At 70.7% G+C, this 20207-nt stretch carries 22 protein-coding genes; 14 read left to right on the top strand and 8 right to left on the bottom strand.

Features of this window, described 5'->3' with window-relative positions; all coding sequences use genetic code 11:
• The first annotated feature begins 58 nt into the window (after positions 1-58).
• The 8 genes from BWR60_RS10035 (at position 59) to BWR60_RS10000 (ending at position 7009) form a co-directional block, all read left to right on the top strand.
• Positions 59-991: a heme o synthase gene (locus tag BWR60_RS10035; protein ID WP_088150930.1), complete on the top strand. Its 933-nt coding sequence runs from the start codon at positions 59-61 to the stop codon at positions 989-991.
• A gap of 1 nt (position 992) precedes the next feature.
• Positions 993-1145, top strand: a complete 153-nt coding sequence (locus tag BWR60_RS36950) for a hypothetical protein (protein WP_088150872.1) — start codon at positions 993-995, stop codon at positions 1143-1145.
• A 1-nt stretch (position 1146) separates the two neighbouring features.
• Complete coding sequence (locus tag BWR60_RS10025) at positions 1147-1746, top strand: cytochrome c oxidase assembly protein (protein WP_088150871.1); 600 nt, start codon at positions 1147-1149, stop codon at positions 1744-1746.
• Between the two features lie 68 nt (positions 1747-1814).
• Positions 1815-2696, top strand: coding sequence for a cytochrome c oxidase subunit 3 (locus tag BWR60_RS10020; RefSeq protein WP_088150870.1), 882 nt, complete (start codon positions 1815-1817; stop codon positions 2694-2696).
• A gap of 6 nt (positions 2697-2702) precedes the next feature.
• Entirely contained in the window at positions 2703-3047 is a 345-nt protein-coding gene (locus tag BWR60_RS10015; RefSeq protein ID WP_230983007.1) for a DUF983 domain-containing protein, read from the top strand.
• Between the two features lie 17 nt (positions 3048-3064).
• Positions 3065-3790, top strand: coding sequence for an SURF1 family protein (locus BWR60_RS10010; protein WP_088150869.1), 726 nt, complete (start codon positions 3065-3067; stop codon positions 3788-3790).
• A complete protein-coding gene (locus BWR60_RS10005; protein WP_088150868.1) occupies positions 3787-5280 on the top strand; it encodes a carboxypeptidase M32 in 1494 nt (497 codons plus the stop codon). The genes BWR60_RS10010 and BWR60_RS10005 overlap by 4 nt, the downstream gene beginning before the upstream one ends.
• A 289-nt stretch (positions 5281-5569) precedes the next feature.
• Positions 5570-7009, top strand: coding sequence for a DHA2 family efflux MFS transporter permease subunit (locus BWR60_RS10000; RefSeq protein ID WP_088150867.1), 1440 nt, complete (start codon positions 5570-5572; stop codon positions 7007-7009).
• A gap of 3 nt (positions 7010-7012) precedes the next feature.
• On the opposite strand, the gene BWR60_RS09995 is transcribed toward BWR60_RS10000, so the two are convergent.
• Complete coding sequence (locus BWR60_RS09995; RefSeq protein WP_088150866.1) at positions 7013-7738, bottom strand: molecular chaperone DnaJ; 726 nt, start codon at positions 7736-7738, stop codon at positions 7013-7015.
• An 8-nt stretch (positions 7739-7746) separates the two neighbouring features.
• Positions 7747-8457, bottom strand: a complete 711-nt coding sequence (locus tag BWR60_RS09990; RefSeq protein ID WP_088150865.1) for a hypothetical protein — start codon at positions 8455-8457, stop codon at positions 7747-7749.
• A 171-nt stretch (positions 8458-8628) separates the two neighbouring features.
• Here BWR60_RS09990 and BWR60_RS09985 point away from each other — a divergent pair, with 171 nt between their 5' ends.
• Together BWR60_RS09985 and BWR60_RS09980 are read left to right on the top strand one after the other, a co-directional pair.
• Positions 8629-9657 carry a TAXI family TRAP transporter solute-binding subunit gene (locus tag BWR60_RS09985; RefSeq protein WP_179221706.1) on the top strand — a complete coding sequence of 343 codons (1029 nt, stop codon included), beginning with the start codon at positions 8629-8631 and terminating at the stop codon, positions 9655-9657.
• A complete protein-coding gene (locus BWR60_RS09980) occupies positions 9654-10265 on the top strand; it encodes a hypothetical protein (RefSeq protein WP_088150863.1) in 612 nt (203 codons plus the stop codon). Before BWR60_RS09985 ends, BWR60_RS09980 begins: the two co-directional genes overlap by 4 nt.
• A 51-nt stretch (positions 10266-10316) precedes the next feature.
• Here BWR60_RS09980 and BWR60_RS09975 read toward each other — a convergent pair whose 3' ends face one another.
• Positions 10317-11489, bottom strand: coding sequence for a M20 aminoacylase family protein (locus tag BWR60_RS09975; protein WP_088150862.1), 1173 nt, complete (start codon positions 11487-11489; stop codon positions 10317-10319).
• Between the two features lie 196 nt (positions 11490-11685).
• Here BWR60_RS09975 and clpS point away from each other — a divergent pair, with 196 nt between their 5' ends.
• On the top strand, positions 11686-11994 hold the full coding sequence (gene clpS / locus BWR60_RS09970) for an ATP-dependent Clp protease adapter ClpS (protein WP_088150861.1): 309 nt from the start codon (positions 11686-11688) through the stop codon (positions 11992-11994).
• 241 nt (positions 11995-12235) lie between these two features.
• On the opposite strand, the gene BWR60_RS09965 is transcribed toward clpS, so the two are convergent.
• On the bottom strand, positions 12236-13159 hold the full coding sequence (locus BWR60_RS09965) for a ribokinase (protein ID WP_088150860.1): 924 nt from the start codon (positions 13157-13159) through the stop codon (positions 12236-12238).
• A 173-nt stretch (positions 13160-13332) separates the two neighbouring features.
• On the opposite strand from BWR60_RS09965, the gene BWR60_RS09960 reads away from it, so the two are divergent.
• Positions 13333-14538 carry a M20 aminoacylase family protein gene (locus tag BWR60_RS09960; protein WP_230983006.1) on the top strand — a complete coding sequence of 402 codons (1206 nt, stop codon included), beginning with the start codon at positions 13333-13335 and terminating at the stop codon, positions 14536-14538.
• A 115-nt stretch (positions 14539-14653) separates the two neighbouring features.
• On the opposite strand, the gene BWR60_RS36945 is transcribed toward BWR60_RS09960, so the two are convergent.
• From BWR60_RS36945 to BWR60_RS09945, 3 genes are all read right to left on the bottom strand, one after another.
• Positions 14654-15220, bottom strand: coding sequence for a hypothetical protein (locus BWR60_RS36945; protein ID WP_088150858.1), 567 nt, complete (start codon positions 15218-15220; stop codon positions 14654-14656).
• A 77-nt stretch (positions 15221-15297) separates the two neighbouring features.
• On the bottom strand, positions 15298-15921 hold the full coding sequence (locus BWR60_RS09950) for a TetR/AcrR family transcriptional regulator (protein WP_088150857.1): 624 nt from the start codon (positions 15919-15921) through the stop codon (positions 15298-15300).
• Between the two features lie 304 nt (positions 15922-16225).
• Positions 16226-16720: a VOC family protein gene (locus tag BWR60_RS09945; RefSeq protein WP_088150856.1), complete on the bottom strand. Its 495-nt coding sequence runs from the start codon at positions 16718-16720 to the stop codon at positions 16226-16228.
• Positions 16721-16939: 219 nt separating this feature from the next.
• Between BWR60_RS09945 and hemA the strand changes: the two genes are divergently transcribed.
• Positions 16940-18157 (top strand): 5-aminolevulinate synthase, encoded by a 1218-nt coding sequence (gene hemA / locus BWR60_RS09940; RefSeq protein WP_088150855.1) that lies wholly within the window; start codon positions 16940-16942, stop codon positions 18155-18157.
• Between the two features lie 40 nt (positions 18158-18197).
• Complete coding sequence (locus BWR60_RS09935) at positions 18198-18686, top strand: hypothetical protein (RefSeq protein ID WP_088150854.1); 489 nt, start codon at positions 18198-18200, stop codon at positions 18684-18686.
• A gap of 24 nt (positions 18687-18710) precedes the next feature.
• On the opposite strand, the gene BWR60_RS09930 is transcribed toward BWR60_RS09935, so the two are convergent.
• Positions 18711-20087 (bottom strand): DHA2 family efflux MFS transporter permease subunit, encoded by a 1377-nt coding sequence (locus BWR60_RS09930; RefSeq protein WP_230983011.1) that lies wholly within the window; start codon positions 20085-20087, stop codon positions 18711-18713.
• Positions 20088-20207 lie beyond the last annotated feature (120 nt).

Raw genomic sequence — 20207 nt, 5'->3', positions numbered from 1 at the left:
GGAGAATGGGCCGGGCCGCGCGGATCACCCGTGCGGCCCGGTCCGCTTGAGGTTTATGATGTCGGACGTGACCCTGGACCGGACAGCCCGATCCGCCTCGGCCGAGGCCGAGGGCGGCGCCACCTGGCAGGACTATCTCGCGCTGTTGAAGCCGCGGGTGATGACGCTCGTCGTCTTCACCGGCATCGCCGGGCTGATCGCGGCGCCGGGCCATCTGCACCCGGTCCTGGCCGCCACCGCCGTGCTGTGCATCGCCGTCGGCGCCGGCGCGGCCGGGGCCATCAACATGTGGTACGACCGCGACATCGACGCGGTGATGAGCCGGACCTGCGGCCGCCCGATCGTGCGCGGCCGCATCGCCCCGTCCGAGGCGCTGGCCTTCGGCGTGTTCCTGTCGGTCGCCGCCGTGCTGGTGATGGGGCTGGCGGTCAACTGGGTGGCCGCCGCCGTGCTGGCCGCGGCCTCGGCCTTCTACGTCTTCGTCTACACGATGTGGCTGAAGCGGCGGACGCCGCAGAACATCGTGATCGGCGGCGCCGCCGGGTCGTTCCCGCCGATGATCGGCTGGGCCGCCGTGACCGGCGACGTGACCCTGGCCCCGATCGTGCTGTTCGCCCTGATCTTCATGTGGACCCCGCCGCATTTCTGGGCGCTGGCGCTGTTCCGCAGCGGCGAATACGCCAAGGCCGGCGTGCCGATGCTGCCGGTGGTGTCCGGCGCGCGCGAGACCAAGCGCCAGATGCTGGCCTACACCCTGGCCCTGTTCCCGCTCGGCCTTGCCCCCTGGTTCCTCGGCACCGCCGGGCTGACCTACGCCATCGGCGCCGGCCTCTTGGGCGCGCTGTTCATCCTCTGCGCGGTCCGGGTCCTGCGCGAGGACGACGCGGCCACCAACCACCGCGCCGCCAAGCAGATGTTCGGCTATTCGATCTTCTACCTGTTCGCGATCTTCGGCCTGCTGATCGTCGACCACACCGCGGTGCATCTCTGAGATGGCTGCCAGACCGATCCCCAGACCGCCGCAGTCGCCCCCGCCCGACGCCCGCAGCCGCCTGCGCGGCCGCAACGTGGCGCTGGCGCTGGGGCTGATCGCCTGGGTCGTGCTGATCTTCGTGATCACCATCGTCAAGATGAAGGGTGGCTGAGATGGCCGAGCTCGACCCCAAGGTCCGGCGCCGCAACCGCCTCTTCATGACCACGCTGTGCGGCGTCGCCTTCTCGATGGGCGTTCTGGCCTTCGCCTCCTCGCCGCTGTACCGGCTGTTCTGCCAGGTCACCGGCTATGGCGGCACCACCCAGGTCGCCGATTCGGTCTCCGACAAGGTGCTGGACCGCACCGTGCGGGTGCGCTTCGTCGCCAACACCGACGCCGAGCTGCCCTGGACCTTCAAGGCCGAGCAGACCGAGGTCGAGGTCAAGCTGGGCGAGCCGGCGCTGATCTACTTCCAGGCCACCAGCACGGCCAAGGAGCCGACCGCCGGCCAGGCGGTCTACAATGTGACGCCGGACAAGGTCGGGCTCTACTTCTCCAAGGTGCAGTGCTTCTGCTTCACCGAGCAGATCATCCAGCCGGGCGAGACGGTGGAGTTCCCGGTCTACTTCTATGTCGACGCGGCGATGGACGCGCAGCCGAACCTGAGCGACGTGCGCACCATCACCCTGTCCTACACCTTCTACAGCCAGCGCTCGAAGGCGCTGGAGAATGCGGTGGCCGCCTATTATCGTGCGGCCGAGAAGAACGGCTGACGGCCTGCCGGCAGCGATAGGGCGGAAACCAAGCGGATATCGGACGAGAGACCGAGAGGGGCACGAGGATGAGCACAACCGACGTCCATGCCGACAGGCACGAGACGAGCTACGAACTGAACGCGGTTCCGCATCCCTATCATCTGGTCGACCCCAGCCCGTGGCCGCTGCTGGGCTCGATCGCGGCCGGCTGCATGGCGATCGGCGGCGTGCTGTACATGCATGACGAAGGACCGGTGCTGCTGATCGCCGGCTTCCTGGGCGTGCTGGCCGTGATGTTCGGCTGGTGGCGCGACGTGATCAAGGAAGCCACCTTCCGCAAGCTGCACACCCCGGTGGTGAAGCTGGGCCTGCGCTACGGCATGATGCTGTTCATCGCGTCGGAGGTGATGTTCTTCGTCGCGTTCTTCTGGGCCTATTTCGACTCCAGCCTGTTCGTCAACGAGGCGTCGCAATACGCCCGCGTCGCGGCGACCGGCGGCATCTGGCCGCCCAAGGGCATCACCCCGGTCGACGCCTTCCACTTCCCGCTGCTGATGACCTTGGTGCTGCTGCTGTCGGGCTGCACCGTGACCTGGGCGCATCACGAGATCGTCGAAGGCAACATGAAGGAGGCGGCAAAGGCCCTGGGCATCACCGTCCTGCTCGGCGCGGTCTTCACCTGCATCCAGGTCTGGGAATACACCCACTCCGAATTCGGCTTCACCGACGGCGTCTTCGCCTCGACCTTCTACATGGCCACCGGCTTCCACGGCTTCCACGTGCTGGTCGGCACCATCTTCCTGGCGGTGTGCTGGTTCCGGACGGTGCGCGGCGACTTCACCAAGGACAGCCATTTCGGCTTCGAGGCGGCGGCCTGGTACTGGCACTTCGTCGACGCGGTCTGGCTGTTCCTGTTCGTCGCCATCTACTGGTGGGGCGGCCATGGCGGCGCCGTCGCGGCCCACTAGCCCTCGGTGACCTCTGTCTCTCCTCTGTCCGCGGCGCTGGGCTGCAAATGCCCGCGCTGCGGCCGGGGCGCCCTGTTCAAGGGCTTCCTGACGGTCGCCGACCGCTGTTCGGTCTGCGGCCTCGACCTCTCCGAGGTCGATTCGGGCGACGGCCCGGCCGTCTTCCTGATCTTCATCCTCGGCTTCACCGTGGTGCCGCTGACGCTGTGGCTCGGCTTCGCCTTCGACCTGCCGGACTGGGCGCCGGTCGCGATCGGCGCCACCCTCCTCGTCGTCCTCACCGCCCTCCTGATTCGCCCCGCCAAGGCCTATGTCGTGGCGCTGCAGTACCGGCACCGCCGCACCGGCTAGAAAGCCCCGAGGCCGCGATGGCATCCCGTTTCCGGCCGGAGCTCTGGCCGACCGTCTTCCTGGTCCCCGCCCTCGCTCTGATGCTCGGCCTCGGCATCTGGCAGCTCGAGCGCCTGGCCTGGAAGACCGACCTGATCGACCGGATCGAGCGCGGCCTGGCCACCCCGCCGGCGCCGTTGCCGGCCGAGGTCGATCCCGGCTTCGACTATCGCCACGTCACCGTCACCGGCCGATTCGACGCATCCCATGCCTTCCGGCTGCTGGCCCGTGTCCATGACGGCGCCGCCGGCATCCAGGTGGTGACGCCTCTGATCCGCGACGACGGCGGCCCGGCCGTCATGGTCAATCGCGGCTGGGTGCCGCTCGGCCCCGACGGCAAGCCCGCCGCCTACGACCCGCCGCCCGCCGGCACGGTGACGGTCGAGGGCGTGGCCCGCCGCCCCCTGCCCCAGGGCTGGATGCAGCCGGACAACAGCCCGGCCACCAATGAGTGGTTCTGGGTCGACCTGCCGGCCATGGCCGGCGCGGCCGGGCTGGGCGGGGCGGCGCCGGTGGTGGTCGAGCAGGCGGCCGGCCCGGACCGCGCGCGCGCCCCGATCGGCGGCCAGACCCAGGTCGACTTGCCGAACGACCATCTGCAATACGCGATCACCTGGTTCGGCTTCGCCGCCATCCTGGTCGCGATCTACCTGCTGCATCACCTGCGGCGCGGCCGTGCCGCCCGGAAAGGACCCGAGTCATGACCGCCTATGCCGAGATCGCCGCCCATTTCGGCCGCATCGCCGCGCTGTCCAACGCCATCGGCATCCTCGACTGGGACAACGCCACGATGATGCCGAAGGGCGCCGCCGAGACCCGGGCGGAGAGCCTGGCCCTGCTGCAGGTGCTGCGCCACGGCATGATCACCGACCCACGCCTGTCCGGCTGGCTGCCGGAGGCCGAGGCCGACAACCGGCTGGGCGAGTGGGAGCGCGCCAATCTGCGCGAGATCCGGCGGCTGTGGACGGTGCAGACCGTGGTGCCGGCCGACCTGGTCGAGGCGTCGAGCAAGGCGGTGTCGGCCTGCGAGATGGCGTGGCGCCAGGCCCGCGCCGATTCGGACTTCGCCGCGCTGCTGCCGAAGCTGCAGGAGGTGCTGCGGCTGCAGCGCGAGATCGGCCGCGCCAAGGGCGAGGCGCTGGGCCTGTCGGCCTATGACGCCCTGCTGAACGACTACGAGCCCGGCGGCCGGTCGGCGAAGATCGACGCGCTGTTCGACGACCTGGCCGGGTTCCTGCCCGGCTTCACCGAGGAGGTGCTGGCGGCCCAGGCGCGCCGGCCGGCCACGCCGCGGCCCCAGGGGCCGTTCCCGGTCGACTCGCAGCGGGCGCTGGGCGTCGCCATGATGGGCGTGCTGGGCTACGACTTCGAGCGCGGCCGCCTCGACGTCTCCACCCACCCGTTCTGCGGCGGCGCCGACAACGATGTCCGCATCACCACCCGCTACGACGAGACCGATTTCACCCGCGCCCTGATGGGCGTGCTGCACGAGACCGGCCACGCCCTTTACGAGCAGGGGCGGCCCCAGGCCTGGATGAACCAGCCGGTCGGCCAGGCCCGCGGCATGAGCCTGCATGAAAGCCAGTCGCTGCTGATGGAGATGCAGGCCTGCCGCAGCCGCGAGTTCATCACCTTCGCCACGCCGCGGATGCGCGACGCCTTCGGCGGATCAGGCCCGGCGTGGGAGGCCGAGGCGCTGTGGCGGCACTATACGAGGGTCGAGCGTGGCTTCATCCGGGTCGACGCCGACGAGGTGACCTATCCCGCCCATGTCATCCTGCGCTATCGCCTCGAGAAGGCGATGATCGCCGACGAGCTGCCGCTGGCCGACCTGCCGGCCGCCTGGAACGACGGCATGAAGGCGCTGCTGGGCGTGGTGCCGCCGGACGACCGGCTGGGCTGCCTGCAGGACATCCACTGGCCGAGCGGCGGCTGGGGCTATTTCCCGACCTACACGCTGGGCGCCATGACCGCGGCGCAGATCTTCGACGCCGCCAACCGGGCCGAACCGGGCATCCTCCCGGCGATCGGCCGCGGCGACTTCGCCCCGCTGGTCGGCTGGCTGCGCGCCAACATCCACGGCCAGGCCTCACGCTGGGAGACCGACGAGCTCTTGACCCGCGCCACCGGCCGCCCGCTCGACGCCGCCGTGTTCAAGGCCCATCTGCGCCGGCGCTACGCCGGCGAGGGGTGACCCGCTTCCCAACGCCGTCATTGCGAGGAGGCGAAGCCGACGAAGCAATCCATCCCTGCGCTCATGCGGCCCTGGATTGCTTCGCTGCGCTCGCAATGACGATGTTGGAATACAGCTGCCCTGGGCAGAGGGAGGGCGCCATTCGTTCGGGACGGGCCCTTGGGGGCCTGACGCCCGAAACTTGCATGTCTCCAATGCGGGTTTGGCGCGCAGGATTCGGACTCATCAGACGAGTGTAGAATCGGATCCCGACCGCCCGAGGGGGCCGCGGCCGCCGCGGCCTTGAGACATGACCACCCGCCTTCCGCGCCAGAAGCTGATCCCGCTGATCATCGCCTGCGCGCTGTTCATGGAGAATCTCGATTCCACAGTGATCGGGACCTCGCTGCCGCAGATCGCCAAGTCCTTCGGCACGGATCCGCTGCATCTCAGCCTCGCCATCACCTCCTACCTGCTCAGCCTCGCCGTCTTCATCCCGGCCAGCGGCTGGGTGGCGGACCGCTTCGGCGCCAAGAACGTGTTCCGGGCCGCCATTGTCATCTTCACCTGCGGCTCCATCCTGTGCGGCCTGTCGAATTCGACGGTCGAGCTGGTCGGCGCGCGGATCATCCAGGGCATGGGCGGCGCCATGATGGTGCCGGTGGGCCGGCTGGTGCTGCTGCGCAGCGTGTCGAAGGCCGAGCTGGTGCGGGCCATGGCCTATCTGACCACCCCGGCGCTGCTGGGCCCCGTGCTGGGCCCGCCGCTGGGCGGCTTCATCACCACCTACAGCTCCTGGCGCCTGATCTTCTTCATCAACGTCCCGATCGGCATCATCGGCGTGATCCTGGTGACGCTGTTCATCGACGATGTGCGGGAGGAGGAGCGCACCCCGTTCGACGTCCGCGGCCTGCTGATGTCCGGCATCGCCCTGGGCTGCATGGTGTTCGGCTTCGAGACGCTGGGCCGGTCGGTCGTGCCGCTGCCGGTGACGGGCGCGCTGTTCGTCATCGGCCTCGGCTCGCTCTGGCTCTATATCCGGCACGCCCACCGGGTGCCGGCGCCGATCATCGACCTGACGCTGCTGCATGTCCGCACCTTCCGCATCTCGGTGGTCGGCGGCACCATCTTCCGCGTCGGCATCGGCGCCATCCCGTTCCTGCTGCCGCTGATGCTGCAGCTGGGCTTCGGCATGACGCCGTTCGAATCCGGCACCCTGACCTTCATCAGCGCCGCCGGCGCTTTGTGCATGAAGATGACGGCCACCCGGATCATCCGCCATTTCGGCTTCCGCCCGGTGCTGGTGTGGAACGCGGTGATCAGCTCGGCCTTCCTGATGAGCTACGCGCTGTTCCGGGCCGACACGCCGCATCTGCTGATCATGGCGCTGCTGCTGGCCGGCGGCTATTTCCGGTCGCTGCAGTTCACCAGCCTGAACACGCTCGCCTTCGCCGACATCCCGCCCCAGAAGATGAGCCGCGCCTCCAGCTTCTCCAGCACGGCGCAGCAGCTGTCGGCCAGCCTGGGCGTCGCCTCCGGCGCCGTGCTGCTGAACCTGACCCTGATGCTGCATGGCGGCGACACGCTGCAGGCCTCGGACTTCTCCTGGGCTTTCTTCGCCGTCGGCCTCTTGTCGCTGTCCTCGGTACTGATGTTCCTGCGCCTGGCGCCCGATGCCGGCGCCGAGGTCTCCGGCCACGCCGTCGCCCCGGTGCAGCCGGCTACCCCGCGCGTCGCGCCGGGGGAGTAGGGCTCAGGCCCCCAGCAACCGGTCCCGCGCCGCATTCAGCCGGGCCGCCATCTCGGCCGTGCCGCCATGGTCCGGGTGGTGCTGCTTCATCATCCGGCGATGCGCCGCCTTCACCGCCGCGGGCGAGGCCCCGGCGGCGAGGCCGAGCAGCGCACAGGCCTCGGCCTCCGACATCTCCGCCCGGCGCGGGCCGGCCGGATCCTGCTTCGCCCAGTCCGGGCCGAAGCGGCGGTCGAGATAGGTCTCCAGCACCCGGGCCGAATCGGAGTCGTCGGCGCGGCATTCGAACAGCAGCCGCAGCAGCGCCGGCAGCGGCAGCGAGGCCAGGCTGCGCCCCTCCAGCGGGCCCGGGCGCAGCACATAGCCGTCCATCGCGCCGCTGGCGTGGTCGAGCTGGATGTCGAGGCTGTGCGTCTTCAGCCGCGACGCGCCGCCGGGCGTCGGGCCGGCCGCCGCCTGCCGCCCGCGGCGCCAGCGCAGGAACCAGGGCAGGCCCTGGATCAGCAGCGGCGACAGGCGCTGCAGCCAGAGAAAAGCGGCGCCCAGCACGGCGAGGAGGCCGGCCAGCCGCCCGGTCAGCAGCAGGAACAGGCCGAGTCCGGCCAGCAGCAGGATGCCGCCCCAGCGGGCGCTCCGGATCACCTGCTTGGGCTGGGTGCTGGCGAACCAGCCGGCGAGCAGCGGCAGGCCGAGGCCGAGCGCCAGGACCAGGATGAGAAGCGGCAGCACGGCGGGGCCTACCCTCCCATCCGGCCGATCAGGGCCGTGACCGCGGCGCCGCGGCGGCGGCCGAGATCCTCCAGCGCCGGGCGGCCGCCGGCGGCATAGACCGCGACGGCCGCCAGCAGGTCGCGCAGCTGGCCGGGGCTGGAGGAATCGAACGGGCAATAGGCGCCGCGGGTCAGCCGCGCGATCTCGCGGAAGGCGCGGGCCGCCACCGGGTCGGGGCCTTCATGGAACAGGAACACCGGCACGCCGCGCAGCGCCAGCCGCCCGGCCTGGGCGCAGACCCGGTCGATCGATTCCTCGAAGGCGTCGCCGACGAAGACCAGCGCGTCGACCTTGCCGCGCCCGGCCTCCGCCTCGGCATGGGCCAGCACCCGGCCCAGCTGGGTCTCGCCGGCCCGGCAGCGCACCTTGCCCATGAGCCGCGCCAGCTCGACGCCGTCGGAGACCCAGGCGGTGGCCTTGCATTCGCCGAAGCCGCGATAGAAGACGAGCTGCAGGTCCAGCCCGCCCAGCGCCGCCGTCTCGGTGAACATCTCGCCCTGCAGCCGGCAGGCGCGGTCCCAGGTGTCCTCGCGGCTCTGGGTCGCGTCGAGCGCGAAGATCAGCCGGCCGCGCCGTCCGCCCTCGCGCGGCGCCGGAGTCGCCGCCACCCGGCGCAGGAAGGCGTCGACCTCCGACCGGCCCTGGCCGGCGGGCAGCTTGTCGTCGGGGCGTGTCATCGCATCGTGTCCATCAGCGATAAGGATGGGGACCGGACGGCAGAAATCCAATCGGAACGGGTCGCGAACCCCGGGGCGGGGCGCGTGGCCATCGCGGCCGACGCTGGCTTCTGGCGGAAAGCGCGGCCGGGCGCTAGCCTCGTCCCCCGGTGCCACCTTTCCGGATCGATGATGCCCTCTTCGCGCGCCCCCTTTCTCGCGGGCCTGGCCCTCCTCCTCCTCGGCCTCGCCGTCCCCGGCGCCGGGGCGCAGACGACCGATCCGAAGCCGCGCGAGATCATCGTCGCCACCGCCCCGGTCAACTCGCCACTCGGCCGCTGGGGCGGCGCCTTCGTCGAGCGGCTGAAGACCGACGCCGGCGTGCCGGTGTCGGAGGCGATCACCGCCGGCGCGCTGCCGAACAGCGCGCTGCTGCAAAGCGGCCGGGTGGCGATCGGCCTGGTGTCACTGGATGTCGCCGGCGCGGCCTGGGAGGGCAAGGGCCCGATGGCGCCGGGCATGAAGTTCGACCATCTGCGCGCCTTGGCTCCGGTGGCGCCGGCCGCGGTGCTGCGCTTCGTGGCGCCGGCGGCCGGCGGCATCGCCAACGCCTCCGCCCTGGCCGGCAAGCGCGTGGCGCTGGCCACCGACGACGCCCTGACCGAGCCGATGCTGACCGCGCTGGGCATCAAGGCGACGCTGCGGCGCATGCCGCTGGGCGAGGTCGCCAAGCAGCTGGCCGACAAGAAGATCGATGCCGTCGCCGTCACCGGGCTCGCGCCCTTCGCCCTGCCGCCGGAGCAGCCGGCCGTGACCTTCGGCCTGACCGTGGCCGAGGTCGCCACGGTCTCCGCCGCCATTCCGGGTGTGGCCGCCGCCGCGGTGCCGCTGCCGCCCGCGGCTTCGCCCCCGACCCAGCCGGTCGAGCCGTCCGTCCCCCCCGATCCGGCCGCGCCGCCGGCTGTCGTGCCACCCCTGCCGGTGCCGCCCAGCGCCGGCATGTGGACCTGGCTGGTCGCGACCGACGCGCTGCCCGAGGATGTGGCCCGCCGCGCCACCGAGATCGCCATCACCCAGGCGGCGCCGCTGGCCGAGGCCGCCGGGCTGGAGCTGTCCCCCGCCTTCGATCCGCTGACCAACCACGCCCTGCCCTTCCACCGCGGCGCCGCCGCGGCCTGGGCCGCCCACGGCGTCACCGTTCCGGCGGACCAGGTGCGATGAGGCCCCTGCCCGCCGCCGCTGCCGCCGCCATCCTGCTGCTGTCGGGTGCGGCCCCGGCACAGCAGGCGACGCCCGGCTCGATCTTCACGAATGGCGCCCGGACCTATTACGAGGCGATCGACTTCAGCACGCCCGAGACGGCGGCCCGGGCCTTCCTGGCGGCCTGGGCGCGGCACGACTACGCCACCGCCAACGCGATCCTGTCGCCGGAGGCACAAGCGGGGTGGGTGGGCCAGATCACCAGGACCTTCAATCTCAGGACCCTGCTGCCCCGGCAGGCCGATGCGGTGATGCAGAAGTCGGTCTATGGCCCGGGCGACAGCCTATGGGACGAGCTGATGACGGATCCGAACCTGCTCTTCGACAACCTGATGCAGACGGCCGAGCGGTTCGACGCCCTGCCCTTCACCATCGGCACGGCCGCCAAGGCCGGGACATCGGCCGTGGCCGGCGACGCGGCAACCCTACCGGTCAAGACGGAGGGGCGGCCGGCGGCGATCAAGCTGAAGCTGGTGCGGCTGCCGAGCGGCCGCTGGAAGGTCGACCAGATCGTCCTGCCGGATGCGGACCAGACATTGAAGCCCTGGGGCTTCAAGGCGCCGCAATAGCCGGGCAAGCCCGGGTCGGGTGCGCCAGGCGAACCCGACCCCCGGCTCCCGTCACCCCGCCTTCAGCTGGGTCTCGACCAGCCCGGCCAGCAGCGAGGCGCCGAGCGGCAGGACCTCGTCGTTGAAGTCGTAATGCGGGTTGTGGACCATCGTATCCCCCGCCGCGCGGGCCTGGCCGAGGAACAGATAGGCGCCCGGCCGGGCGTTCAGCAGATAGGCGAAATCCTCGCCGCCCAGCGACGGCTCGACGTCGCGCTGGACATTGGCCTCGCCGACGATCCGCTCCGCCACCTGGGCCGCGGTCTCGGCCTGGTCGGCATGGTTCACGGTCGCCGGATAGCCGTAGTCGTACTTCACCTCGATCGACACGCCGAAGGCGGCGGCGATGCCGTCGGCGATGCGCTTGATGCCGGCGACGATCATCGCCTGCACCTCGGGCCGGAAGGTCCGCACCGTGCCGTTGAGGTAGGCCTCGTCCGGGATCACGTTGTGGGTGGTGCCGGTGTGGATCTGGGTGATCGACAGCACCGCTGAATCCATCGGGTTGGTGTTGCGGCTGACCAGGGTCTGCAGCGCGCCGACCAGCTGGGCCGCGATTACCACCGGGTCCTTCGCGGTCTGCGGGATCGCGGCATGGCCGCCGACGCCGCGGATGCGGATGTCGAACATGTCGGCCGCCGCCATCATCGGGCCCGGGCGGACGCCGACGATGCCGGCCGGCAGCAGCGGCCAGTTGTGCAGGCCATAGACCTCGTCGCAGGGGAAGCGGTCGAACAGCCCCTCGCGCACCATCACGTCGCCGCCGCCGCCGCCCTCCTCGGCCGGCTGGAAGATGAAGTGCACGGTGCCGTCGAAGTTCCGCGTCTCCGCCAGGTACTGGGCGGCGCCGAGCAGCATGGTGGTGTGGCCGTCATGGCCGCAGGCATGCATCTTGCCGGGCACGGTCGATTTGTGGGCGAAGTCGTTCAGCTCGTCCATCGGCAGGCAATCCATGTCGGCGCGCAGGCCGATGGTGCGGCCGCTGTCGGTGCGGCCCTTGAGCACGCCGATGACGCCGGTCTTGGCCAGGCCGCGATGCACCTCGATGCCCCAGGCGGCGAGCTTCTCCGCCACGATGGCCGAGGTCCGCACCTCCTCGAAGCCCAGTTCGGGATGGGCGTGGAGGTCGCGCCGCCAGGCGGTCATCTCCTCCTTGCGGGCGGCAATCGAATTGATGACGGGCATCGGTCGGTCTCGTCTTGCGCTGGCTGGGATGGCGAAAGATCAATACTGGTCCCTCCGCGCCGCCGGGGCAACCCAGAGCGGTTGCGGGGCGGTTCCCACGCGGCATCGGGCCGCTGCCCGCGGCGATGGACGGACGGGGCCGGGCGTGAGAAGCTGCGGCCGATTTTCCGCCGCCGGCGCCAGCCAGGAGCAGCCGATGAGCGACTTCACGACCAAGCCCCGTGTCGACATCAAGCCGAAGACCCAGCGGCCGCGGCTGCACAAGGTCATCCTGCTGAACGACGACTACACGCCGCGCGAATTCGTCGTGACGGTGCTGAAGGGCGAGTTCCGGATGAGCGAGGAGCAGGCCCACCGGGTGATGATGACCGCGCATCAGCGCGGCGTCTGCGTCGTCGCCGTCTATCCCAAGGAGGTCGCCGAGACCAAGGCGACCCGGGCCACCGACGCCGCCCGCCAGAAGGGCTATCCGCTGCTGTTCACGACCGAGCCGGAAGAGGCTTAGGCCTTCGCCGTAGCGTCTTCGCTTGGCCTCTTCTGCAAGCGAGAGCTTTTCGGAATTCCAAACACCGCCATTGCGAGCGCAGCGAAGCAATCCAGGGGCCAGGGTGAACCGGCCCCTGGATTGCTTCGTCGGCTTCGCCTCCTCGCAATGACGGCAAGGGGTGGACATCATGAAAGGCACCCGCAAGCGGGAGAGGCAATCGGCTCGGCTCCTCCGGCGGATGTGACCCGGAGCTGTCCGCCTAACCGATCGGCGTCGTCGGCCCCAGGCGCGGCAGGGCGGCGTCGATCGCGACGGCTGTCGGCATGCTCTCCTGCGCGCCCAGCGCCAGACAGGCCAAAGCGGCGCCGGTCGAGGCGCGGCGCAGCGCCTGGTCGAGCGGCAACCCGGCATCGAGCCCGGCCGCCAGCACGCCGGTGAAGGTGTCGCCGGCGCCGGTGGTGTCGACCGGCTGGATCGGCAGCGCCGGCACGGCGAAATCGGCATCCGGCCCGACCGCGATCGCGCCCTCGCCGCCCAGGGTGACGACGCAGGTCAGGGCCATGCGGCCGCTGAGCGCCCGGGCCGCGGCCTGGGGGCTGGAGGTATCGAGGCCGAGCCCGCCGGCGATGGCCAGCGCCTCATGCTCGTTCACCACCAGGAGGTCGAGGTCGCGCAGCGCCGCCTCCGGCACCGCCGCCGCCGGGGCGACGTTGAGGATGGCGCGGCAGCCGCGGGCCCGGGCGCGCTTGAGCAGCGCCCAGTTCTGCTCCGGCGGCAGCTCCATCTGCAGGATCAGGAGCGTTTCGGGGGTCAGCCGGTCGTCCGCCACCTGGTCGGCCCGGACGCCGAGATTGGCGCCGCTGCCGACGGCGATGAAGTTCTCGGCCTTGGCGTCGACGCAGATATAGGCAACGCCGGTCGGCCGGTCGCTGGTGGCCAAGAGGGCGGTGTCGATGCCCTCCTTCGCCAGGGTCGCGCGCATCACCTGGCCGAAGCCGTCATCGCCGACCGCGCCGGCCATCGCCACCCTGGCCCCGGCCCGCGCCGCCGCCACCGCCTGGTTCGACCCCTTGCCGCCCGGCTTGGTGACATAGCCGTCGCACAGCACGGTCTCGCCCGGCCGCGGCAGCGCCGTGACGGCCATCACCAGGTCCATGTTGATCGACCCGAAATCCAGGATCACGCGGCCATCCTTTGGTTAAAGCGGGCCTCCCCGACGAAGGGCGCGATCCTGGCGCGGCGCGGGCCGGAACGCAACCGGGTCCGCGCGAGATCCGCCCGGTCCCCTCTGGGCGCAGGACGGAAAACCTGCAAATGTCCTACCTGAGCCAACAGCCGCAATCAGGGGGAGCGATCGTGACCGCCGAGCCTAAAGACATCCTGGCCGAGATCAGATCCTATGAGGACGAGCTGATCGCCATCCGCCGCGACATCCACGCCCATCCCGAGACCGGGTTCGAGGAGGTGCGCACCGCCGCCCTGGTGGCGAAGACGCTGCGCGGCCTGGGCATCGAGACCCATGAGGGCATCGCCAAGACCGGCGTGGTCGGCACGCTGAAGGGCACCCGGCCGGGCAACCGGGCGGTGGCGCTGCGCGCCGACATGGACGCGCTGTTCATCGAGGAGAAGACCGGCCTGCCCCATGCCTCGACCGTGCCCGGCAAGATGCATGCCTGCGGCCATGACGGCCACACCGCCATGCTGCTGGGAGCGGCGCGCTACCTGTCGGAAAACCGGGACTTCGCCGGCACGGTGCATTTCATCTTCCAGCCGGCCGAGGAGGGCCAAGGCGGCGGCCGGCTGATGGTCGAGGAAGGGCTGTTCGACCGCTTCCCGGCCGACGCCGTCTACGGCATGCACAACAATCCGGGCCGCGCGGTCGGCGAATTCGGCATCCGCCCGGGCCCGATGCTGGCCGCGGCCGACACCTGGACCGTCACCTTCGGCGGCACCGGCGGCCATGGCGGTTCGGCCCCGCATCTGGCGACCGACCCGACGGTGGTGCTGGCGCATTTCATCCTGGCGGCGCAGGCCATCGTCGGCCGCAACATCCCGTCGGTCGAGCCGGCGGTGATCAGCGTCGGCCACATCTCCGGCGGTTCGGCCGGGTCGCCCAACATCATCCCGCCCGAGGTGGTGGTCAGCGGCACCGCGCGCAGCTATTCGCCCCAGGTGCGCGACACGATCGAACGCCGGCTGCGCGAGACCGCCGAGGGGCTGGCGGCGACCTATGGCTGCACCGCCCGGGTCGACTACCAGCGCCGCTACCCGCCGCTGGTCAACCATCCGGAGCAGACCGACATCGCCGCCGGCGTCGCCGCCAGCATCGTCGGCACCGACAAGGTCGCGACCAGCATCCCGCCGATCACCGGGGCCGAGGATTTCTCCTTCATGCTGGAGCAGCGGCCCGGCGCCTTCATCATGATCGGCAACGGCGTCAACCCGGACGGCAGCTACCACTACGTCCACACGCCGCATTACGACTTCAACGACGCGATCCTGGCGCTCGGCTCGACCTACTGGGTCACGCTGGTGGGCAAGGAGCTGGGGGTGGAGGGGTAGCCCCTTCCCGAACAGCTCCCATTGTCATTGCGAGCGCAGCGAAGCAATCCATGCAGCAGCCCTTGCGGGACGATGGATTGCTTCGTCGGCTTCGCCTCCTCGCAATGACGGAGCCTCAGGCCAAGACCGTCCCGTCCGGCGCCAGGCGGACGGTGAAGGGGTCGGCGACCTCCCCCGCGATGCTGAGATGCGAGACCCAGCCGCTGACCTCGATCGAGCCGTCGGCCAGGGTGCGGGCGGCGGCGGGAACGATCGCGCCCTCCGGCGCCGGCGGCACCAGGTCGGCGCCGCTCTTCAGCGCCTCGCCGGCCAGCACGATCTCCTCGACCCAACGCACCGCGATCGCCTCGCGCGTCGCCGCATCCGCCGCGGCCCAGCCGGTGTCGGGCAGCAGCAGCGGGGCGAGGTCGTCCGCCGACACCGCCGGCTGCCAGACGCCGTCGAGGGCGACGCCGCGCCAGGACGGCACTGCATCCGGCGTGACATGGCCGATGAAGGTGACCCGGCTGAAGCTGTCCGGGCGGTAGAGATAGAGCGGGCCCTGATCGTCATTGGCCGCGCGGGCCGAGCCGAGATAGGCGGCCAGGGCCTCGCCATAGGGCGGGCGCTCGGTGGCCACGGCAAGGTCGGCCTGGCCCAGGCTGAGCAGAACCGACACGCCCCAATAGCGGAACTTCGCCATCTGCTTCCTCCGTCGGTGCCCCTTCGCCCTCGGAGGTAAGATCGAATTGCGGCGAAACAAGGGTGCGAAACAAGACCTTAACGTGTTGTATAGGCGCGTAAAAAGACTGTCACGGCGCGCTCGGCGATGCCGCGCAGCTCGGCCGGGTCCGGCGCCGCCTCGACCCCGAACAGGATGCGCTGCCGCCGGCTGCCCTGCAGCAGCGCCATCAGGTCGTCCGCCGCCGCCACGGGATCGACCGGGTCCAGCGCCCCGGCCTCGATCCTGGCCCGCAGGAATTCCACCAGCTTCAGCCGGGCGCGGCCCGGGCCGGCCTCGTAGAAGATCCGCGCCAGCTCCGGAAAGGCGGCGGCCTGGGCGATCATCAGCCGCTGCACGCCGAGGATCTCGGGGTCGAAGATCCGGCGCAGCATGTGCTCGCCATGGGTGACGAGCTCGTCCGCCAGGTCGCCCGCCGGGTCCAGCCCGACCAGCGACTGCTGCTTGTAGCGGTCGAAGAGGGCGTGAAACAGGCCCTCCTTGCTGCCGAAATGGCTGTACAGGGTCTGCTTGGCGACGCCGGCCTCGGCCGCCACCCGATCCATGCTGGCGGCATAGCCCTCCGCCATGAACACCTTGACCCCGGCGTCGAGGATCGCCTCGCGCTTCTTCCGGCCGCGGGGGGTCAACGCAACCCTCGCCGCCGCATCCTGCACCGTCATCGAACCCAACCTGTCCTGCGTCCCCACGCCTTGGGGGGATCATGACGCCGAAGCCGGCGGGCGCAAAGCCCGCCGGGCACACTCTTCGTCGCATGGCCGGGCCGGGTTGCCCCAGCGCGGAATGGCTACGCCCGTAGCGATCCGGCCGGGGCGCGGCGGTCAGAGACCGTTTGGAAATTCGCTCTGGCGAGTCAGCTGGCGTGGTTTTCGAGAACCGGAGCGCAGCGGACATGAGGTCCGTGAGCACCGGAAGCGCAGAAAACCGCGTCAGATGGCCGCCAGAGTAGAGTTTCCAAACGGTCTCTCAGGCCTCGCCGCGATAGGCGCGCTCGATCGCGGCGATGTCGATCTTGGTCATCTGCAGCATCGCCTGGAACGCCCGGGCCGCCTTCGCCGGGTCGGCATCGTGGGTCCGCTCCAGCAGGATCTTCGGCGTGATCTGCCAGGACAGGCCGAACCGGTCCTGCAGCCAGCCGCACTGGCTGTGCTTGCCGCCGCCCTCGACCAGGCGGGCCCAGTACCGGTCGACCTCCTCCTGGGTCTCGCACAGCACGACGAAGGAGACGGCCCAGGAGAATTTGAAGTCGCCGCCGCCATTGATCGCGGTGAAGTCCTGGCCCTCGAGCTGGAAGCCGACGGTCAGGGCGGTGCCGTTCGGCCCCGACATGGCCTCGCCATTGCGCAGAACGGAGGTGATGCGCGAATTGTCGAAGACCGAGACGTAGAACTCGGCCGCTTCCTCGGCCTTGCCGTCGAGGAACCACAGGAACGGCGAGATCTTCTGGGTGAGCTGGGCCAAGGCGGCCTCCTGCGTTGATGATGTCCCTAGGACGGCGGCGCCGGACGCATCCCGACAGGGGTTCGGAGAAATTCTCGCCTCGTGCGGCGGATCGCCGCCGAACCCGCCGCACGCCTCGCTTGCGGGCCTGGTTCGACTATGGTGCCATTTCACGCGACGGCAACAGATGCGCTACACTTTCCGCCCGGGCCCCGGCCCGAGGCACGGCGAGACGGTGGAATGGACTACGAGACCATATTCCGGACGGCGATCGACACCCTGAAGGCCGAGGGCCGCTACCGCATCTTCGCCGAGCTCGAACGCCATGCCGGCGCCTTCCCGCGCGCCGCCCATCACGGCCTGGACGGCGCGCCGGACGTCACCGTCTGGTGCTCCAACGACTATCTCGGCATGGGCCAGCACCCGGCCGTGCTGGCGGCGATGCACGAGGCGCTGGACCGCTGCGGCGCCGGCGCCGGCGGCACCCGCAACATCTCCGGCACCCACATCTACCACCGGGCGCTGGAGGAGGAACTGGCCGACCTGCACGGCAAGGACGCGGCGCTGCTCTTCACCTCCGGCTTCGTCTCCAACGACGCCGCGCTGTCGACCCTGGCGAAGCTGATCCCCGGCTGCGTCATCTTCTCCGACGCGCTGAACCACGCCTCGATGATCGCCGGCATCCGCCATTCCGGCTGCGAGAAGCGGATCTTCCGCCACAACGACCCGGCCGACCTGGACCGGCTGATGTCGGAATACCCGCTGACCCGGCCGAAGCTGGTGGCGTTCGAGAGCGTCTATTCGATGGATGGCGACATTGCGCCGATCGCCGAGATCTGCGACGTCGCCGACAAGCACGGCGCCATGACCTATCTCGACGAGGTCCATGCCGTCGGCATGTACGGCCCGCGCGGCGGCGGCATCGCCGAGCGCGACGGGCTGACCCGCCGGCTGACCGTGATCGAGGGCACGCTGGGCAAGGCCTTCGGCGTCATGGGCGGCTATGTCGCCGGCTCGGCCATGCTGGTCGACGCGCTGCGCAGCCACGCGCCGGGCTTCATCTTCACCACCTCGCTGCCGCCGGTGGTGGCGGCCGGGGCGCTGGCCGCGATCCGCCACCTCAAGGCCAGCGGCGCCGAGCGCGAGCGGCACCAGGAGCGGGCGGCGACGCTGAAGCGCCTCCTCCGCGCCGCCGGCCTGCCGGTGATGCCGTCGGTCAGCCACATCGTGCCGGTCTTCGTCGGCGACGCCCGGCTGTGCAAGGCGGCCAGCGACCTGCTGCTGGAGCGGCACCGGATCTACGTCCAGCCGATCAACTTCCCGACCGTGCCGCGCGGGGCGGAGCGGCTGCGCATCACCCCGACGCCACTGCATGACGACCTGCAGATGGCCCGGCTGGTCGAGGCGCTGCGCGATGTCTGGGCGACGCTGGCCATCCCTGCCGCCGCGGCCGCGTGACTCCATCCCCGCCGCTCGGCCCTTCGGAAAGATCCTCGAGATGAGACTGCTGACCGGGCTCGCCCCGCTCCTGATCGCCGCGTGCGTCGGCGCCGGAGGCGCCCATGCCGCCCCGATCGGCACCGAGGCCCGGCTGGTCGAGGCCCTGACCGGCCTGTCTGCAGCCGACCGCGCCACGGCGTCGGGCCATGGCGCGGCCCTGCTGCGCGAGAACTTCGCCAGCGGCGACAACAGCTGCGTCCCGCCGGGCAACCCGGTGCTGTCCTTCGACCAGCTGTGCCACTGGTCCGCCCCGGGCGCCGGCGCGGATGACGAGTCGGGCTGGCCGGACCTGTTCGTCGGCATCGCCGGAGGCCGCATCGTCGGCCTGGCCCTGCCGCATGACCGGGACAAGGTCGGCGGCGACTGGTCGTGCCGGCCGATGGCCGGCCAGTCCGACATCCGCTTCTGCTTCCCCGCCGACGTGCCGGCGCCCCAGCAGGATCGCTGGGCGGAGGAGTGGACGACCTTCCTGAACGCCGCCGGCTGAGCCCGATCGGGCCGGGAGAGACGATCAGCGCGGGCGGCGCTGGTGCTTGCTGACCTGCACCCCGTCCTCCGGCCTCAGATAGAGGAAGCCGGGGATCGACAGCAGCGGGATCACCGCCAGCAGCAGGAACGCCTCGTGGAAGCGCTCCGGCGCCAGCACATGGCTCTCGAAGCTGACCAGGCCGAGCAGCATCGCCGCCACCGAGACGCCGAAGCTGACGCTGAGCTGCTGCAGCACCCCGCCCAGGCTGGTGGCGCGGCTGAGCCGTTCCGCCGGCATGTCGGCATAGGACAAGGTGTTCGAGGTCATGAACTGCATCGACCTCAGCAGGCCGAACAGGAAGATGTAGCCGAGCAGCACCCAGTGCGGCGTGTCCGGCCCCATCAGGGCGAAGCCGGCGATGGCGACGGCGCCGAGGCCGGCGCTGATGATCAGCACCCGGTCGAAGCCGAGATGCAGCAGCATCGGCGACAGCGCCGGCCGGATCAGGAGGGCGCCGAGGCTGCTGACGAAGGTCAGCGACCCCGACACCACCGGGCTGAAGCCGAAGCCGACCTGCAGCATCAGCGGCAGCAGGAAGGGCACGCCGTTCAGCCCGACCCGGCACAGCCCGCCGGCCAGCGTGCCGACCCAGAAGGAGCGCAGCCGGAACAGTGTCATGTCGACCGCCGGGTTCGCCCGCCGGCGGGCATAGCGGCCGAAGGCGAGCAGCAGCAGCGTGGCCGCCGCCAGCACCGCCGCGATCGCCGGCGCCGGGATGGTCGGCCGGCCGATATTCTCCAGCCCGTATTGCAGCAGGGCGACGCCGGCCCCGACCATGACGAAGCCCGGATAGTCGAAGGGCGTCACCGTCTCGCCCTTCACATCCTCGAAATAGTGCAACGCCGCCAGGATGCCGGCGCAGCCGAAGGGCACGTTGACGTAGAAGATCCAGCGCCAGGACGTGTAGGTGGTGAGCACGCCGCCGAGCAGCGGCCCGATCACCGGCCCCAGGATCGCCGGCAGGGTCATGTAGGTCATGGCCGTGACCAGCTGGGCGCGCGGGAAGCTGCGCAGCAGGATCAGCCGGCCGACCGGGGTCATCATGGCGCCGCCCAGCCCCTGCACCACCCGCATCGCCAGCAGCATGGCGAAGCTGTCGGCCATGCCGCACAGCGCCGAGCCGAGGGTGAAGATGCCGAGCGCCAGGGCGAAGATCCGGCGCGCGCCGAACCGGTCGGCGAACCAGCCGCTGACCGGGATGAACACGGCCAGCGTCAGCACATAGGTGGTCACCGCCAGGTTCAGCCGCAGCGGCGTGGTGTCCAGGCTGGCCGCCATGTCGGGGATGGCGGTGGTGATGATGGTGGAGTCGAGCTGCTCCATCAGGAAGGCGACGGCGACGATCATCGGGATGATCACGCGCAACCGCGGATCCCGCTCCGTCACGAACTGGGGCTGGTCAGGGACTCGGTCCGATGCCGTCATATGTCGGGTTTAGACCCGCGCCCGGCCGCTGGCATCCCGCCTTCATGCGCCGCA

Origin of the sequence: Inquilinus limosus, from assembly GCF_002195995.1 — a bacterium.
Taxonomy (GTDB): domain Bacteria; phylum Pseudomonadota; class Alphaproteobacteria; order DSM-16000; family Inquilinaceae; genus Inquilinus; species Inquilinus limosus_C.
This window is presented reverse-complemented; position numbering and strand designations above follow the sequence as displayed.

What these genes read in the sequence shown, in the direction of transcription:
- BWR60_RS10000 (WP_088150867.1), top strand. Translation starts at nt 5,570, where the DNA reads ATGACCACCCGCCTTCCGCGCCAGAAGCTGATCCCGCTGATCATCGCC.
- BWR60_RS09975 (WP_088150862.1), bottom strand. Translation starts at nt 11,489, where the DNA reads ATGCCCGTCATCAATTCGATTGCCGCCCGCAAGGAGGAGATGACCGCC.
- BWR60_RS10005 (WP_088150868.1), top strand. Translation starts at nt 3,787, where the DNA reads ATGACCGCCTATGCCGAGATCGCCGCCCATTTCGGCCGCATCGCCGCG.
- BWR60_RS10010 (WP_088150869.1), top strand. Translation starts at nt 3,065, where the DNA reads ATGGCATCCCGTTTCCGGCCGGAGCTCTGGCCGACCGTCTTCCTGGTC.
- BWR60_RS36950 (WP_088150872.1), top strand. Translation starts at nt 993, where the DNA reads ATGGCTGCCAGACCGATCCCCAGACCGCCGCAGTCGCCCCCGCCCGAC.
- BWR60_RS09985 (WP_179221706.1), top strand. Translation starts at nt 8,629, where the DNA reads ATGCCCTCTTCGCGCGCCCCCTTTCTCGCGGGCCTGGCCCTCCTCCTC.
- BWR60_RS36945 (WP_088150858.1), bottom strand. Translation starts at nt 15,220, where the DNA reads ATGGCGAAGTTCCGCTATTGGGGCGTGTCGGTTCTGCTCAGCCTGGGC.
- BWR60_RS09980 (WP_088150863.1), top strand. Translation starts at nt 9,654, where the DNA reads ATGAGGCCCCTGCCCGCCGCCGCTGCCGCCGCCATCCTGCTGCTGTCG.
- BWR60_RS09950 (WP_088150857.1), bottom strand. Translation starts at nt 15,921, where the DNA reads ATGACGGTGCAGGATGCGGCGGCGAGGGTTGCGTTGACCCCCCGCGGC.
- BWR60_RS10035 (WP_088150930.1), top strand. Translation starts at nt 59, where the DNA reads ATGTCGGACGTGACCCTGGACCGGACAGCCCGATCCGCCTCGGCCGAG.
- clpS (WP_088150861.1), top strand. Translation starts at nt 11,686, where the DNA reads ATGAGCGACTTCACGACCAAGCCCCGTGTCGACATCAAGCCGAAGACC.
- BWR60_RS09990 (WP_088150865.1), bottom strand. Translation starts at nt 8,457, where the DNA reads ATGACACGCCCCGACGACAAGCTGCCCGCCGGCCAGGGCCGGTCGGAG.
- BWR60_RS09935 (WP_088150854.1), top strand. Translation starts at nt 18,198, where the DNA reads ATGAGACTGCTGACCGGGCTCGCCCCGCTCCTGATCGCCGCGTGCGTC.
- BWR60_RS10025 (WP_088150871.1), top strand. Translation starts at nt 1,147, where the DNA reads ATGGCCGAGCTCGACCCCAAGGTCCGGCGCCGCAACCGCCTCTTCATG.
- hemA (WP_088150855.1), top strand. Translation starts at nt 16,940, where the DNA reads ATGGACTACGAGACCATATTCCGGACGGCGATCGACACCCTGAAGGCC.
- BWR60_RS10020 (WP_088150870.1), top strand. Translation starts at nt 1,815, where the DNA reads ATGAGCACAACCGACGTCCATGCCGACAGGCACGAGACGAGCTACGAA.